The organism is Paenibacillus sp. J22P218 (genome assembly GCF_056269195.1).
Window position 1 is genome coordinate 1740177 of record NZ_JBWDNL010000001.1, and the last position, 15956, is coordinate 1756132.

Below are 15956 nucleotides of genomic sequence, written 5' to 3' on the forward strand. Positions count from 1 at the left end.
GGAGGTCCAATATGCAGTTTTTGTCGCTTCCGTCGGCATGGTTTGCGATTCTGTTGCCGTTGATTGCGGCTATGTATATTTTGAAGAGAGCGTACTTAGAGCAGGAAATCGCAAGTCATATGCTGTGGCGCAGAGTGCTGAACGAACAGGAAGCGAACAGGCCTTGGCAAAAGCTGCGGAGCAGACTGCTGCTGATCCTGCAATTGTTGGCAGCGCTGCTGCTCATTTTTGCGCTTATGCAGCCGGTTATTATGAGACCATCTACAGCTAGCGGGCATGCGATCATTGTCATCGATCGATCAGCGTCCATGACGGCCCGCTCGGCTGACGATGGAGACGGACGCGGAACCAAGCTGGATCAAGCTGTATCGGAAGCGGAGCAGTGGCTGTCGGGCCAGCCTGCCAATCGACCGATTACCTTGGTTGTGACGGGACAGCAGCCGGAAGTTCTGCTGTCGCGTACGAAGGATCACGGAGCACTGAAGGAGAAGCTCCAGTCGATTGCGCCTGTCTATGGCAGGACAGACAATTCAGCTGCATTGTCGCTAGCACATTCCTTGCTGCTGGATGAGCGTGACGGAGAGATGGCCGTATTCACTGACGGATTATGGCCGGACGCAGCGGAGGCAAATGCGATACAGCTAAATCATAATGTGTCGCTGAACATTGCCGGAAATCCAAAGCAGCGTAATAATCAAGCGATTTTATATTTCGGGATTAAGGCTGATGCGAACAATGATGGAAGTTATTCAGCGGTCGTCACGATCAATAATGACAGTCAGGTTGTACGGAAAGCACAGCTCGACATTTGGGCTCAGGATGCTCAAGGCAAGTTGACGCTTGCCGCCGAGAAATCCGTCGATATTGCTGCGGGGGAATGGGAGAGCGTACAGTTGTCAGGTTTGCCGGCAGCCTCTTTTTACAAAGCAGAACTTCGTCATTCGACGGATGCTATAGCGATCGATAATAGCGCCTATCAATTTCCTGATACGCCGCGTGCAAAGGAAGCGCTTCTCGTAACGGATGGCAATCTATTTCTGGAGAAGGCGCTGCAGCTGGCAGGCATTAAGACGGTTAGAGTCAGTCCTGATAGCGTTGTGCCGAGCGGAGAAATCTCCCAAAATATAGATTGGATCGTACTTGATGGCAACGATCCGCGTCTATACGACGAGCCTGGCTGGGCATCGCTGCTGGAAGCGAAGCCGCTTTGGTTAATTGACCATCCAACGGAAGAGGATGGGCAGAGCGCAGTCCCTTCAAACGCACAAACGATCGTTCAAGAGCATCCGGTAACCTCTTACATCACGTTCGCTGACACGCATATTGGAAGGCTTCTTAAGCCGCCGGCAGAGGAGCTTGGCTGGGGGAAGCCGGTATTGTCCTATGGCGGCATACCAGCAATCTATGCTGGAGATGCGGGAGGTAAGCCGAAGCTGAGATTCACCTTTAACCTTCAGGATACCGATCTGCCGCTCAGATCCGAGTTTCCGGTGCTGATCATTCAAGCAGCCGAGTGGATGAGCGGAGGCTCGCAGCTTGAGCTTGGCATAACCTCGGCAGATCAGCTTATGGAACTATCTCTTCATTCGAATTCAATCACGGCGCAATGGGAAACCATGGAACTGCTGAACAACAGCCTGAAGCCTGAGCAATCGGTTGGAAACAGTCCCGTCAAGCTAGAACGACAGGCTAATGACATCTATGAAGCGCCTTCCGTGCCAGGCCTCTATCGGCTGGTTGAAGTCGATGCCGAAGGAGAGGTAGTCGGGAGCCGTATGCTTGCTGTTCATGCGGATGCTGCAGAGCTCGCGTCTTCACCTGAATCATCGCCTGTGCTCCGACTCACCCAAACGAACCAAGCGAATGAACCTAATCAAGCTGTCGCGCACCAGACGAATGAAACGGCTCTATCTCTTGTTGCGTGGGCTGCAGCGCTGTTGCTGTTCTTGATGGCGGCGGAATGGGAGGTGTACCGACGTGGGCATTCAAGCTGAAACGCCTTGGGCACTTCTGCTGCTGTTGCCTTGGCTGCTGTATATGATTTGGATTATTCGTTCCACGATTCGATTGAAGGGCGGTCGCAAGGCAGCGGCGATTACAATAAGAGGCATGATTACGCTGTTGCTCATTGCCGTCATAGCACAAGTACAACCTTACGTTATTAATCAGCAGCGAAGTATTGTCTTCGTTTCCGACCGCTCTGCCAGTATGCAGGCCGATGAGCGTATCGGTGAATGGATCACAGGCGTTTGGGCTGCCAGAAACGAGGACGATAAGGCAGGCGTCGTATCGGTGGGACTGAATGCAGCTGTCGAAAGGACGATATCGGACGAGCTCCTCGATGATTCTGCTGACTTCACCTTCCGAACAACGGTTAATAATCGGTTCACCGATCTGTCCGGGGGCTTGCAGCTGGCTGCCGCAATGCTCCAGAAGGAAGGTGGAGGGAGAGTTGTTCTGCTCTCCGATGGGGCGGAAAATGCAGGCGATGTGAGGCGTCAAGCGAGATTGCTTGCAGGCGCGGGGATTGCCGTTGATGTTGTTGAGATCCATACGGAGCCTATTAATGACGCTGCAATCGAATCGCTTGATGTGCCTGCCACGCTTACGCAAGGGGAAACCTTCCCGTTCGAGATTTCGGTATCGAGTACGACATCCCAGCAAGCCGAGCTGCGATTATTCGCTGATAATGAGGAAATATCGGTCACGCAGGTGCAACTGGAGAAAGGCGATAATCGTTTCGTACTGAACAGTATTGCAGTTGAACCAGGCTATCACCGCTTCAGAGCCGAATTGTATACACCTAATGATGAGCAGGCTGCTAATAATACGGCATACGCCTTCAGCCGGGTTGCGGGACCGCCGCATGTATTGATTGTAGAAGGACAACCGCAATCGTCGGCCAATGTAGAAGCTGCACTGTCTGCTTCATTCATCGGACATACGACGATTATGCCGGAGCAGCTTTCAGTTGAGCTTGCAGAGTATGCAAGCTACGACAGTATTATTTTGAACAATGTGCCAGCTACTCGAATTGCGGAGAAGCCGATGGAATGGCTGGGCAAAGCCGTCAGCGATTACGGCGTCGGTCTCGTCATGCTCGGCGGGGAAGACAGCTTCGGCTTAGGCGGTTATTTCAAGACGCCTGTCGAGCGGGCGCTGCCTGTTTATATGGATTTGCAAGGCAAACGCCAGATACCTTCTCTAGGTCTCGTGCTCGTGATCGACCGCTCAGGCAGTATGTCGGACGGCAAGCTGGAGCTGGCGAAGGAAGCGGCAATTAGAACGATCGAGCTGATGAGAGACGTAGATACGGTAGGGGTTATTGCCTTCGATTCCGCACCATGGTGGGTGGTAGAGCCTGAGAAACTGTCGAACCGCGATTCGATTATTGAACGCATTCAAGGGATTCAATCCGAAGGCGGCACCGAAATTTATAATGCGCTCCAAGCCGGTTATGAAGGGCTTCTAGAAGTGGATGCGCAGCGCAAACATATGATTTTGCTTACGGACGGTCAGTCGGCGACGAATCCTGGTTATGACGCGTTAACCGATGCCATTGTAGAGGACCAAATGACGCTCTCTACGGTCGCAGTAGGCGATGGAGCAGATCAAGCGTTGCTTGAACGGTTGGCGAAGGCTGCAAAAGGGCGGTTTTACTTCACCAAAGACCAAAGCACGCTTCCTGCCATCTTCAGTCGCGAGACGGTAATGATGTCTCGTACTTATATTGTGGAGCAGTCGTTTACGCCAGCAGTCGCTAGGGCTGCTGATTGGGGGAAGCTGTGGAACGGCGGCGTGCCAAAGATTAACGCTTATATCGCCGCAACAGCGAAAGAAGCGGCGGAAGTCGCTCTATTGACGCCGGATGGCGATCCACTGCTAGCCCGCTGGCAATATGGCTCTGGACGTTCTGTCGCATGGACAAGCGACGTTACGGGCAAGTGGGCACGCGATTGGGTGCAGTGGCCTGCCTTTCCAACCGTGCTTGCCGAATGGGTGAAGTGGACGTTCCCTCAGTTTGTGAACAATCCGTATTCGATAACGACCGAGCAAGACGGGGGCCAAGCCACTTTGAAGGTACGTTCAGAAGCTGACGCGGGCTCATTCGACAGTGCGCTGTCTGCGGGGATTGAAGACGAATCAGGCAGCTATTCCGTTCGCCGCTTAATGCCGATCGGGCCGGGAGAGTATGAAACGACCTTGCCTGCGACAGAACCTGGCGTTTATTTGGCTCAAATCGGACAGAAGTCGAACGGAAACGCAATTGAAGGCGGTACGACATCGGCTTTCGTCATTCCTTATTCGCCTGAATACCGATTATCGAACACGGACGGTCCAGAGACGATGGCTCAGATCGCCGCCACGACCGGCGGGCGCAAATTGCTGTTGGACGATCCTCAAACGGTATTTGATTTCAAGCCGCTGGAGGCTCGCAAGCCGATCGATTTGACGAATAAACTGCTCGTCGCCGCCTTGCTCCTTTGGTTGCTGGACATCGCTCTGCGAAGGCTGTCATTGCCTTATGGACGGATGCTCGAATGGGCGGGAACTTTGTTACGGCAACGCAATGGACGTAATCGCGGTCATACGAATGAAGTTTTAAACTCAACCAATGCGGTATCAAGGCTAAAGAGAAGGACAACCGAAGCAAGTCGCTTCTACGGCGGCGTGTCTGGAATATCTCCATCCAAAGAGAGCGACGATCGAACAAAGCCGAGTGATTTGTCACCTTTAGCGAATGCGACTGCATCTGTGACGAACACGAATCAACCCGGCTCGAGCGCTGCTCGGATAGAGCAGGATAATGCAACGGACGGAACGATCAACCGTCTGCTTGCTGCCAAAAACAAAAAGCGGAGATAGCCGCAGATATGGTTTTTCCAATAGCAACCGTTCTCCTTCATATGGACACGAGCGATAGGACGCGATACAATTCATATCAACGACTATAATAAGCAGCTACGCTTGAAGGAGATGTCTATATGACTCAGGAACTGACGACGCAGGAACTGGAACAAAAGCTTAAAAACGGCGAGTCTATCAATTTGATCGACGTTCGCGAGGTCGATGAATGGGAAGCCGGTCATATTAAAGAGGCACGCAACATTCCGTTATCGGAAATCGTTCAGCGTGTAGACGAGTTCCCGCAGGAAGAGATGGAGATCGTCATCATCTGCCGCAGCGGCGGACGAAGCGGCAAAGCATGCGACTACTTAGGCGCGCTAGGCCACACCGTTATTAACGTGTCGGGCGGTATGCTTGCTTGGAACGGCGAAGTTGTAACCGGCGAATAATCGCATAATGAGGAATATGGCGGCACTAGGCTTCTTAGCTTAGTGCCGCTATTTATGATCCCCCTTGACAATGCTAAGCGGCATCGTGTATAAATACGTTTAAGATATATTCAGAATTTTCACAAATCTAACATTAATGAACGGGACAGTAATCTTAGGACGGATAGTCGCAGCGAGCCGGAACAGTGGAAGCCGGTACGGATGTCTAAGATGAAGCGGGCCCGGGAAATGGTTTGTCGAAACGATTCCGCGCAGTCAAGGTCAATGCAAAGGCGGCTATCGGAGTAGACAAATCCGGTCAATGACCGTTATCAAATCGAGTGATTGAACCTCATTGCAGGTTCGATACTTAGAGTGGTACCGCGGGAATCAGCAAGCTCTCGTCTCTTTATTATTGGAGACGAGGGCTTTTTTGGCGTTCGGACTCGATTTGGCGATAACAAGGAGGAGGAATATAAAGTGTTGAAAGAACAACTGTTAACCGCATTAACTAATGCCGTAAAAAAGATCGCAACGGAAGAAGGGTTGGCGCTCCAGGACAAAGTCAATGTCGTAGTGGAACATCCGGCTAACGAGGCGAACGGCGAGTTCAGCAGCGGCATAGCGATGCAACTGGCGAAGCATCTAAAGCGTGCTCCTCTCGTTATTGCAGCTCAGGTTAAGGAAAAGCTGCAAGCTAATAACGCGATTATTCAACTGTTCGCAACCATCGATGTCGCTCCGCCGGGCTTTATTAATTTCTATGTCAATTGGGAGCAGTGGGCGAAGCTAATTGAGGATGGAGCAGCAGCAATAAAAGCTAAGAAGCAGCAAAAGCATAAGCATAAGGTACTCATCGAACATACGTCGATTAACCCGAACAAGTCTGCCCATATCGGACATTTAAGAAATTCCTGTATCGGTGATACGCTGGCTAGATTGATGAAGCAAGCCGGACATCTTGTAGAGGTGCATAATTACATCGACGACCTTGGCAATCAATTAGCCGATACGGTCGTTGGCATACTGAACACGTGGGCGGCTCAGTCGCATGCGAGATTTGGCGACTTCTGTTGGGAGACGTATGCGAAGGTGAATCAAGCGTATAAGGAACAGCCCGAATTGCTGCAAGAGCGTTCACGCGTACTTGCGCACCTGGAAGAAGGGGGCAACAACATTGCTTGGATGGGGCTGCTTATCGCAGAGCGCATCGTTAGCGAACATGTCGAGGAGATGAAACAGTTCGGGATCGATTATGATGTGCTCGTATGGGAAAGCAGTATCGTTAGCGGAGGATTCTGGGAGCGCACCTTCGAGCTGCTGCAGCAGACGAACGTTTTCAGACAGGAGCAGCAGGGGAAGCTTGCAGGCTGTTGGGTGCTTGGAAGCGTGCAGCCGTCACATGAAGCTGACAACCTGTCAGAGCCTTTAGAAGCCGAACAATCCGATCAGCAGCAAGGCGAACATCAAGCAGACAAGGTGCTTGTTCGCTCGAATGGAATTTTGACGTATACGGCTAAGGATATCGCTTATCATCTGTGGAAGTTCGGCTTGCTGGACAAAGATTTTCGTTATCGCAAGTTCGGCAGCGGTCTATGGTCAACGCAAGCAGGAGGCGTGAAGAAGAAGATCGGCAAGGCAGATGCCGTAATTAATGTGATCGATCAGAGGCAGCAGTACCCGCAGGCCATGGTGAAGCAAGCGCTGTTAGCGTTAGGTTACACAAGTCAAGCCGAGCAGCTCAAGCATGTCAGCTACGGGGTTGTGTCATTAAGCCCATCTACAGCTGCCGGACTAGGCGTAGACACTACAGCCGGCAAACATGCTTATCCGATGTCCGGCCGCCAAGGTATCGGGATCAAAGTATCGGAACTGCTCGACAGAATGGAAGGCATTATCGATGCCAAGCGTTCAAGAAAGCAAGGTCTTACGAGCCGAACAATAGCGGCTGCTTCCATTCGTTACTACTTGCTGCGCTTCCATCTGCAGACAGAGATTGTGTTCGATCTGGAGCAAGCGACGGAAATATCGGGCAATACAGGCGTGTATCTGCTTTATGCCTACGCTCGGGCTTGCAGCATTATGGCGAAAGCCGAGCAAGCAGGCGTTCAAGTGCCGGAAGTCCAGTTCGAGCAGTCGCTCGAGAAGCAGGAGCATGCCGTTCTAAGGCAGCTATGCTACTGGCCGGAGGTATTGCAGGCGGCGGAGCTCGAGCTTGCGCCGAACATAATCTGCAATTACACCTATGAGCTGGCAACGTTGTTTAATCATTTTTATGCGACATGTCCAATACTGAAGGCATCTCCTGCTCAGCGTCAGCTGCGCTTATGGCTTACGCAACGTTACAAGCAGACGCTTGGCGAGGCGCTCGACATTCTCGGATTGCCTGCTCCCGAAAGCATGTAACCTCACATTCCATTCATGCAAACGACTGGTCCCACATATAAATGAACCCAGATGGGTACAGGCATCGGTCGTTTAATGCGGAATGGAAGGAGGCGGGTTCAATGAATTCGCCGGATAACGGAATGATGATCGACTTTGCCGTGCAGGGAATGAGCTGTTCCGCTTGCGCGGCACGAATAGAGAAGTCGGTAGGGAAGTTGGAAGGCGTCTATGAAGCGGCAGTAAGCTTCCCGCTGCGCACCGCTTGGGTGCAATTCTCGCCAGAGCGGGTAAGTCCCGAGCAGATCGCCGAGCGCGTAAGCCAGCTTGGCTTCACGGCTTCATTAAGCGAGCATGGCGATACGGGTCTGCGCAAGGAGCATGCGATTTTAAAGCTTCGATTAATCGTTTCGCTCCTGCTGACACTGCCTCTGCTGCTTACCATGGTTCACCATTTGCCCATTTTATCGCCGCTTGCTGCTTATATACCTACATGGCTGACATTGCCTTGGCTGCAGCTGGTGCTAGCGACGGTGATTCAATTCGTAATCGGCATGCCCTTCTACTTCGGCGCTTATTATGCGCTTAGGCAGAAGAGCGCCAATATGGACGTGCTCGTTGCAGTAGGCACGACCGCAGCTTATCTGTACAGCCATTACATCGTGTTCCAACAGGATCTGTTAAGCGGTTCGAGCTTTGAGGCAGAGATGCCGGCGCTCTATTTCGAGACGTCAGCGGTTGTCATTACCGCCGTTTTGCTTGGCAAATATATCGAGGCTTCCGCTTCGTTAAAGGCGAACCTCAATACAGCCGGCTATGCAACCCTTCAAAGCCAGACGGCTTCCGTTGAGCGCGCCGGCCAAGTGACGCAGCTTCGCACGGAGTTCGTGCGTGCGGGCGATACGGTTATCGTCGAGGCCGGCGAGCTTGTGCCGGTTGACGGAACGGTTATCTCGGGTGACTCATCTGCCGATGAAGCGCTGTTGACAGGGGAGAGTACGCCCGTTGCGAAACGTGAGGGCGATTCCATCTGGGCAGGCACGCGCAATGTCGGCGGCCGGCTCCGCATATGGACGAAGGCTGCTGGCCATGATACGCTGCTGAGCCGAATCGGCGAGCTTGTCAGGCAAGCACAGCGGTCCAAATCGTCGATCCAACGCAATGTGGATGCGGCCGCGGGCTGGTTCGTACCGCTAATGCTGCTGCTAGCTGCACTTACCTTCATCCTATGGAGCGCTGTGCTTGATCCAGGCAATTGGAGCCGGGCGTTCGTCAGCTCCATCGCCGTTATGCTGGCTGCTTGTCCGTGTGCGCTCGGGCTGGCTGCTCCGATCTCGCTCGTGCTGGCCTCGGGCCGCCTGGCGAAGCAAGGCATCGTCGCGAAGGAAGCGGGAGCGCTGGAGCGTCTTGCGTTAATCGATACCGTCATATTCGACAAGACGGGCACATTGACCGAGGGCAAGCCGAGAGTAAGCGCGCTCCAACCGCTCAAGGGCAGCCGCTCTTCGGCGCTCCGTCTTGCAGCGGCAGCGGAATCGGCATCTTCGCATCCGCTTGCGGCTGCAATCCGTCAAGAAGCGGCGAAGACAGGTCTTGTCATACCTATGCCCGAGAGCCAAGTGTATACGCCCGGCGGCGGAGTTGTTGCCATGGTCAACAAGCAGCAGGTCGGCGTTGGCAATGCGGGCTTCGCTAAGTCGCGGGGCTGGCTGGTCAGCGAAGAGGGCGAGAAGTTCGCGAAGAGCAAGGAAGCTGCTGGGGAGACGGTACTGTTCATCGCTATTAATGATGAATGCGTAGCTATGATTGCCCTTATTGATTCGGTGAAATCCGACGCCAGATCGGTCGTCAGGGACTTACGATCGCTAGGCGTATCGATTCTGCTGGCGACAGGGGATCGGGAAGCGCCTGCCCGGGCTGCGGCAAAGGCAGCAGGGATTACGGAGGTGCACGCGTCCATGCTGCCCGAAGCAAAGCAGTCGCTTGTCGAGCGGTTGAAGGATCGGGGCAAGCGAGTCGCTATGGCCGGAGACGGCTGGAATGATGCGCCGGCGCTCGCATCCTCCGATGTCGGCATCGCGATGGGCAACGGGACGGATGCGGCGCTCGCAGCCGGACATCTGTCGCTGCTTAATTCGCGATTGCTCGCCATTCCTGGAGCCATTCGAATTAGCAGATTAACGCTTCGCAACGTGCGGCAAAATCTCGCTTTCGCCTTCCTCTATAACGGCATCATCATTCCGTTCGCGGCGCTCGGCATGCTTAAGCCTTGGATGGCCGGAACGGCGATGGCGCTGAGCTCCGTATCGGTCGTCGGCAACGCGCTTCGGCTAGGCGGCCAAATTAAGCGCGAGGAACGGAGACGTCGATGACGCTCACGTGGAATCTGATCGGCTTGATCGTGCTGACAGGCTTGTTCAGCGCACCGCATTGCATCGGCATGTGCGGAGGCATCGTGTCGACCGTATCGCTTCAATCGACAGTGTCAGCCCGCCGTTCAATGCTGCTGTACAATGCAGGTCGCATCACGTCTTATACGGTGCTTGGTGCTGTAATGGGCGCAGTCGGCTCATTCGTCGATCTCGCCGGCAAGCTTGCGGGCATTCAAGGCATTGCTTCAATCGTAGGCGGCTGCTTCGTATTATTATGGTTATGGCGCAGATTTCAACTGCCGCTTATGGGCAAGCTGTCTGCCTTGCTGCATAAGCGGTTGGTCGGCAGAACAGGGAAGTCACCTGCCAGCGAAACGACGCATTTGCTTGCGACGGGCATTGCTTTCGGCTTCCTGCCTTGCGGCTTGACCTATGCGATGCAGATGAACGCTGCGGCCAGCGGCTCGCCATTGGAAGGAGCGGCCATCATGGCTATCTTCGGACTATCTACGTTCCCGGCGCTAGCCGCCGCGGCTTCTATCGCTGCTTTCGCCGGCAGGCGCTGGAGAAGATTCATGCGCAAGGCAGGCGTAGTAACGGCAATTGCTGTAGGGCTATTGTCCATTATGCGGGGATTGGCCGTGAACGGCGTCATTCCGAGCATTTCGCCGTGGTTATGGTAACGATCATCAGTGGACGGCAGAGAGCCGCCTTGAAAGGATATAGCTGCCATCCGCCGTATCCAGCGTCAACGTTGCTTTCCACGTTCCAGCCATCAACGGCATGCCTTCGCCCTCGTAGACGCCGGGAGCGGTCTCGATTAACTTGAAGCTGTAATTGCCGCAGTTCATTCCGATCATATCTAACACGATGGATAACTCAGCGTAACGTAACGGCGCTCCCTCGGAATTTCTAAGACTGAGGCGAAAATCATTCAGATCGAGCACTTTGGCCGGATAGCGGCCGATCTCCCACGTCAATGAGCCTTCCTCGAAGTAATGCTCCGTGACGGCAGGTGGGGCAGCTTCCGTCGTTTGCAGCCACGCGAACGCAGCGATGATGATGACGGCAGCGGCAAGCAAGGCGAGCATCCACTTAAGAAGCGGCGTTCGTGCTTGGGTCGTTACTGTCGATTCGTCAGAGTTCATTATAAGCGCACCTTTCTGTATCTTTTTTTGTAGGCACGAAACCAATTAACAGCGTCTTTAGTTACCTATGCGGCGCAGTGGGATGAAAGAACGCCGGCGACGTTCAACAATAGTCTGACTTTGGCGATAGGGATAGACAAAAGATTGGAAGATGTGTATAGTTACATCTGACAATTTCATAGAAAATAACTAGGTGTCGAGACGGTCTATATGAGCAGCGCGAATGCTGCTTGAACAACCGCTCCGACTTAATAGGGAAGCCGGTGAGAATCCGGCGCGGACCCGCCACTGTAAGGAATGGCCGGAGAGCGCATGCTCTCGTTGCAAGGCCGATGCCGCGGCATATTGTCACTGAGCTTAGACGCTCGGGAAGACGCCGATTGGCATATATTCCAAGTCAGGAGACCTGCCTGCTTATTAACGCTGAATCCTACGAGGAACTAGGAGGTGTTGCACACGAATAATAGCTACTTGCCGCTTTGGAAGCGGAATTCGCGCAGCATTTCTGACAAGACGTCGGAAATGCTTTTTTTGATGTTTAAATCTTATCAAGCAGTGCCTTTTGATTGGATTTTATACAAGTAAAAGGCTTGTAACGCGTCCATATCTAAGTTTGATTGGATATTGTGCAGCCAAATGGACGGGGAAGCGCGACAAGGGGCCAAAATGCCGATTTTGACTGTATGTTTTCCAATCAAGCGTCACGTAAAGGTCGATTGGTCCCGATTAGGCTGTATGAAATGCAGGCTAAAAGTAACATCATGTTTTATTCGAACGTAACAGCTATAACGAGTAAGGCCGATTTGCTAGATAAATAGAACGTATAGGAGTGTGCTAATTAATGAATAAGATGAACAAAGCTTGGATTGGGCTGCTGCTGGCGATGATGCTCGTCATCATGACGGCTTGCGGAGCGAACGCCAATAATGAGGGGCAAGCATCGAATCAACCATCGAATGCGGCTACGGAAGCGCCGACGAACGCGCCTGACAACGAACAGGAAAGCGCAGCAACTACGGAATATCCGCTTACGGTGAAGGACGATACGGGAACGGAAATTACATTCGCGCAAGCACCTGCGAAGATCGTTTCGCTGGCGCCAAGCGAGACGGAAACGATCTATGCGATCGGATCCGGAGAGCAGGTCGTTGGAGTGGACAGCTATAGCAACTATCCGGAAGCGGCAGTAGCTAAGCAGCTGGTAGGCGATATGACGACGAATATTGAGGTAGTTACGGGGCTTAATCCGGATCTGGTCATTGCTTCTTCCTCGATGAACGTGGATGCGATTAAGCAGCTTCGCGAGCTTAATATCCCTGTATATGCAACGGATCCGCTAACTTATGATGCAGTAGTTGCCAAAATCGATACTTTAGGTAAAATTATGAATAGACAAGCGGAAGCTGCCGCAGTTGCTGACCATATGATTCAAGTGAAGCAGCAGGTAACGGACGCAGTGAAAGACGCGGAGAAGAAAAATGTATATTTGGAGTTCTCGCCCGGCTGGACGGTAGGCTCTGGCACTTTCCTCGATGAGCTGCTGACGCTAGCTGGCGGAACGAATGTGGCAGCCGGAAGTCAAGGGTGGTTCGAGGTGAACGCGGAAGAGGTCGTTGCCAAAAATCCGCAACTGATTGTGTACCCAGCATGGAAGGAGGAGCCGAATCCGATTGTAGCCGGTATTGAGAGCCGTCCTGGTTGGGACGTTATCGATGCAGTGAAGAACAAGCAAATGTTCGCCGTGACGGAAGACCCGCTCGTACGTGTAGGGCCGCGTCTCGCCGATGGATTGCTTGAGCTTGCGAAGGTTATTCACCCGGATCTCGTCAAATAAGCAATGAAACATAAAGGTATCATTTATGGAGGAGCAGCTTTGCTCCTTCTTGCCGTTTCTATGATCATAAGTCTTTCTATCGGTACGTCGGGTCTTACGGTAAGCAAGGTATGGGGCATTCTTATTCATGAGCTTCCGTGGGTGAAAGGGGGCGAAGACCTCTATACCAAAGGCGAAATAGCCATTGTTACGCAGGTAAGGCTGTCCCGCGTGCTGCTTGCCGTCCTCGTCGGCGCCTGCCTAGCTCTTGCCGGCACAGGCTTCCAAGGCGTGCTGCGCAATCCGCTTGCCGATCCGTATACGTTAGGCGTCGCCTCAGGGAGCTCGGTAGGCGCTGCCTTTATTATTTTGTTCGGACTCCAGATGGCTTTAGGCATGTGGACGATTCCACTTGTCGCCTTTCTGACGGGAAGCATCACGTTGTTTGGCGTATTCTGGCTGTCGCGAAGCAAAGGGGCGATGCATATTGAAACGCTTATTTTATCCGGTGTCATCATTCAAGCCTTTTTAGGCGCTTTCGTATCGTTCATGGTGTCGCTGTCTGAAGGCGTCGTCAATCAAATTCTGTTCTGGCTCATGGGTTCGCTTGCGATGCGCAACTGGGACAACGTATATATGCTCATTCCGTTTCTTGTCATCGGATTCCCTATTATTCTCATCTATAGCCAATCGCTCAATTTATTCGTTCTAGGCGAACGCCACGCCGCCCATGCCGGCGTTCGCGTGGAGCGAACGAAGCTGATCGTGCTGATCGCATCTACGCTGCTTACGGCAGCTGCCGTATCCGTATCAGGCGTTATCGGCTTCGTCGGCCTCGTAGTACCCCACTTGATCCGCTTGCTCGTGGGGCCGGATTATAGACTGATTACGCCGCTTTCGGCTATTGGAGGCGGCATATTCGTCTTGTGGGCGGATACGCTCGCGCGCAATGCGCTTAGCCCGCGGGAAATTCCGCTAGGCGTCGTGACGGCGCTGATCGGCGCGCCGTTCTTTGCCTATCTGCTCCATCGGCGCAAGATGAATGGAGGCGGTCAGCTATAGCTATCATGGAGGCAAAAGGAATTGTACAGACGATTCAAGGCCGAACGGTGCTTCATGAGCTCGACTGTTCATTCGCGGAAGGCAAGATCTATGGCATTATAGGGCCTAACGGGGTCGGCAAGTCAACGCTTCTTCATCTGCTGTCAGGCGTTGATAAGGCAGCGAAAGGCGAAGTGCTGCTGGCAGGCGAGCCAATCGTATCGTTGCCGCGCAAAACATTGGCGCGCAAGATGGCCGTATTGCAGCAGGGCGGATTGCCCCCGGTCGGGTTTACGGTACGTGAGGTCGTTGGCATGGGGCGTTATCCGTATCAAAGCTGGCTTGGCAATGAAGAGAGTGATCCGGCGGAAATCATCGATGAGGCGCTCGAGGCTATGGGTCTGGCTGGACTGCAGGAACGCAGGATGGATCAACTAAGCGGCGGAGAACGGCAGCGCGTTGCGCTTGCGAAGCTGATGGTGCAAGAACCGTCGATCATATTGCTTGATGAGCCGACAACGTATTTGGATATCGGGTACCAAGTGCAATTGCTCGATACCGTGAGGTCTTGGCAGAGGGAGCGGGGATTAACCGTTATTGCAGTATTGCATGATCTTAACTTGGCTTCGTTGTATTGCGATGAGCTCGTCGTCCTGCATGAAGGGAAGATTGCTGCCGTCGGAACGCCTAAGGAAGTGCTGACAACGTCGTTAATTGAAAAGGTATATGAAACAACAACAGCTATCGTGCCGCATCCGGTAACGGGCATGCCGCAAATTATGCTGCAGCCTAGCGCATCGGTCTAACGGATATATTCGGATTTCGGAAGCAAAGAGGGGAGCAAGAACATGATGAACAAATGGCAGGAAACGCTGGAATCAGCGGTCTCCCGCATACGGGACTTCGATCATATAGCTGCTGAGCAGGCACAGCAGCATTCGGACAGCTTGACGAAACCTCCCGGCAGTCTCGGCAAGCTGGAGGCCATTGCTTGTCAGCTTGCCGGCATATCGGGTCAGCTATGGCCGGATATGACCCGCAAGACGGTCATTGTTATGGCGGGCGATCATGGTGTATGCGAGGAAGGGGTCAGCGCATTTCCTCCTGCAGTGACGCCGCAGATGGTGCTCAACTTTCTGAATGGCGGCGCTGCCGTTAATGTGCTCGCGCGGCAAGCCGGCGCGGATGTGATCTGCGTTGATATAGGCGTCAACGCCGATCTGGACCATCCGAAGCTCGTTAGCCGCAAAGTCGTTCACGGAACGGCTAATATGGCGAAGGGGCCGGCAATGACGAGAGAGCAAGCGCTCCAAGCGATAGCGGCAGGCATCGAGCTCGTCGATGAGCAGGCAGCGGCAGGTGTTCGGGTGTTCGCAACGGGCGAGATGGGCATCGGCAATACGACGGCTAGCTCGGCAATCGCGAGTGTGCTGACGGGTCTTCCGCCGGAGCAGTCTGTAGGAAGGGGAACAGGCATTAACGATGAGGCGAGAGCACGCAAGATTGAGGTTGTAAAACGTTCGATCGCGGTTAATAACCCCGATCCTTCCGACCCGATTGATGTGCTTGCCAAAGTCGGAGGCGCTGAGATTGCCGGCTTGGTTGGCGTAATTATCGGAGCTGCGGCTAACGGCTGTCCTGTCGTGATAGACGGCTTCATCTCATCTGCAGCTGCGCTTATAGCTTCACGGATCACGGAACAGACGAAGCCGTATATGCTTGCGTCGCATCTTTCCCACGAGCAAGGACATTTAAAGCTGTTGGCAGCTATTGGTTTGTCGCCGATGATTCAGCTGGAGATGCGTCTTGGCGAGGGAACCGGCGCCGTATTAAGCTTTCATTTCATAGACGCTGCGCTGAAGCTGATGCAAGAGATGGCGACATTCGAGAGCGCCGGCGTGTCCAAAGGGTAGGTGAATGA

At 53.3% G+C, this 15956-nt stretch carries 11 protein-coding genes, 1 riboswitch and 1 other annotated feature; of the genes, 10 read left to right on the forward strand and 1 reads right to left on the reverse strand.

What is annotated here, in order from left to right; all coding sequences use genetic code 11:
- The first annotated feature begins 11 nt into the window (after positions 1–11).
- The 6 genes from AC0YN0_RS07340 to AC0YN0_RS07365 all read left to right on the forward strand — a co-directional run bounded on the left by AC0YN0_RS07340 (position 12) and on the right by AC0YN0_RS07365 (position 10716).
- Positions 12–1994: a VWA domain-containing protein gene (locus tag AC0YN0_RS07340; RefSeq protein WP_475820618.1), complete on the forward strand. Its 1983-nt coding sequence runs from the start codon at positions 12–14 to the stop codon at positions 1992–1994.
- Positions 1978–4866 carry a VWA domain-containing protein gene (locus AC0YN0_RS07345; protein ID WP_475820619.1) on the forward strand — a complete coding sequence of 963 codons (2889 nt, stop codon included), beginning with the start codon at positions 1978–1980 and terminating at the stop codon, positions 4864–4866. Before AC0YN0_RS07340 ends, AC0YN0_RS07345 begins: the two co-directional genes overlap by 17 nt.
- A gap of 119 nt (positions 4867–4985) precedes the next feature.
- The gene (locus AC0YN0_RS07350) at positions 4986–5297 is read left to right on the forward strand and encodes a rhodanese-like domain-containing protein (protein ID WP_475820620.1); all 312 of its coding nucleotides are present in this window, start codon (positions 4986–4988) and stop codon (positions 5295–5297) included.
- Between the two features lie 127 nt (positions 5298–5424).
- Positions 5425–5688: a binding site (T-box leader), on the forward strand.
- Between the two features lie 68 nt (positions 5689–5756).
- Positions 5757–7682, forward strand: a complete 1926-nt coding sequence (locus AC0YN0_RS07355) for an arginine--tRNA ligase (RefSeq protein WP_475820621.1) — start codon at positions 5757–5759, stop codon at positions 7680–7682.
- Positions 7683–7783: 101 nt separating this feature from the next.
- On the forward strand, positions 7784–10033 hold the full coding sequence (locus AC0YN0_RS07360) for a heavy metal translocating P-type ATPase (protein WP_475820622.1): 2250 nt from the start codon (positions 7784–7786) through the stop codon (positions 10031–10033).
- Positions 10030–10716, forward strand: a complete 687-nt coding sequence (locus AC0YN0_RS07365) for a sulfite exporter TauE/SafE family protein (RefSeq protein WP_442050845.1) — start codon at positions 10030–10032, stop codon at positions 10714–10716. The genes AC0YN0_RS07360 and AC0YN0_RS07365 overlap by 4 nt, the downstream gene beginning before the upstream one ends.
- A 6-nt stretch (positions 10717–10722) precedes the next feature.
- Here the strand turns inward: AC0YN0_RS07365 and AC0YN0_RS07370 are convergent, their stop codons facing one another.
- Positions 10723–11181, reverse strand: a complete 459-nt coding sequence (locus AC0YN0_RS07370) for a hypothetical protein (protein ID WP_475820623.1) — start codon at positions 11179–11181, stop codon at positions 10723–10725.
- 185 nt (positions 11182–11366) lie between these two features.
- Positions 11367–11609, forward strand: a riboswitch (cobalamin riboswitch).
- A gap of 413 nt (positions 11610–12022) precedes the next feature.
- On the opposite strand from AC0YN0_RS07370, the gene AC0YN0_RS07375 reads away from it, so the two are divergent.
- Genes AC0YN0_RS07375 through cobT form a run of 4 tightly spaced genes read left to right on the forward strand, consistent with a single transcriptional unit; the run spans position 12023 to position 15948 of the window.
- Entirely contained in the window at positions 12023–13015 is a 993-nt protein-coding gene (locus AC0YN0_RS07375) for an ABC transporter substrate-binding protein (RefSeq protein WP_475820624.1), read from the forward strand.
- 3 nt (positions 13016–13018) lie between these two features.
- Positions 13019–14056, forward strand: a complete 1038-nt coding sequence (locus AC0YN0_RS07380; RefSeq protein ID WP_475820625.1) for a FecCD family ABC transporter permease — start codon at positions 13019–13021, stop codon at positions 14054–14056.
- A gap of 2 nt (positions 14057–14058) precedes the next feature.
- Positions 14059–14841: an ABC transporter ATP-binding protein gene (locus tag AC0YN0_RS07385; RefSeq protein WP_475820919.1), complete on the forward strand. Its 783-nt coding sequence runs from the start codon at positions 14059–14061 to the stop codon at positions 14839–14841.
- Between the two features lie 45 nt (positions 14842–14886).
- Positions 14887–15948 carry a nicotinate-nucleotide--dimethylbenzimidazole phosphoribosyltransferase gene (gene cobT, locus AC0YN0_RS07390; protein ID WP_475820920.1) on the forward strand — a complete coding sequence of 354 codons (1062 nt, stop codon included), beginning with the start codon at positions 14887–14889 and terminating at the stop codon, positions 15946–15948.
- The last annotated feature ends 8 nt before the right edge of the window (positions 15949–15956 follow it).

Coding starts and splice junctions, on each gene's coding strand:
- AC0YN0_RS07340 (WP_475820618.1), top strand. CDS start 12: ATGCAGTTTTTGTCGCTTCCGTCGGCATGGTTTGCGATTCTGTTGCCG.
- AC0YN0_RS07350 (WP_475820620.1), top strand. CDS start 4,986: ATGACTCAGGAACTGACGACGCAGGAACTGGAACAAAAGCTTAAAAAC.
- AC0YN0_RS07360 (WP_475820622.1), top strand. CDS start 7,784: ATGAATTCGCCGGATAACGGAATGATGATCGACTTTGCCGTGCAGGGA.
- AC0YN0_RS07365 (WP_442050845.1), top strand. CDS start 10,030: ATGACGCTCACGTGGAATCTGATCGGCTTGATCGTGCTGACAGGCTTG.
- AC0YN0_RS07370 (WP_475820623.1), bottom strand. CDS start 11,181: ATGAACTCTGACGAATCGACAGTAACGACCCAAGCACGAACGCCGCTT.
- AC0YN0_RS07375 (WP_475820624.1), top strand. CDS start 12,023: ATGAATAAGATGAACAAAGCTTGGATTGGGCTGCTGCTGGCGATGATG.
- AC0YN0_RS07380 (WP_475820625.1), top strand. CDS start 13,019: ATGAAACATAAAGGTATCATTTATGGAGGAGCAGCTTTGCTCCTTCTT.
- cobT (WP_475820920.1), top strand. CDS start 14,887: ATGAACAAATGGCAGGAAACGCTGGAATCAGCGGTCTCCCGCATACGG.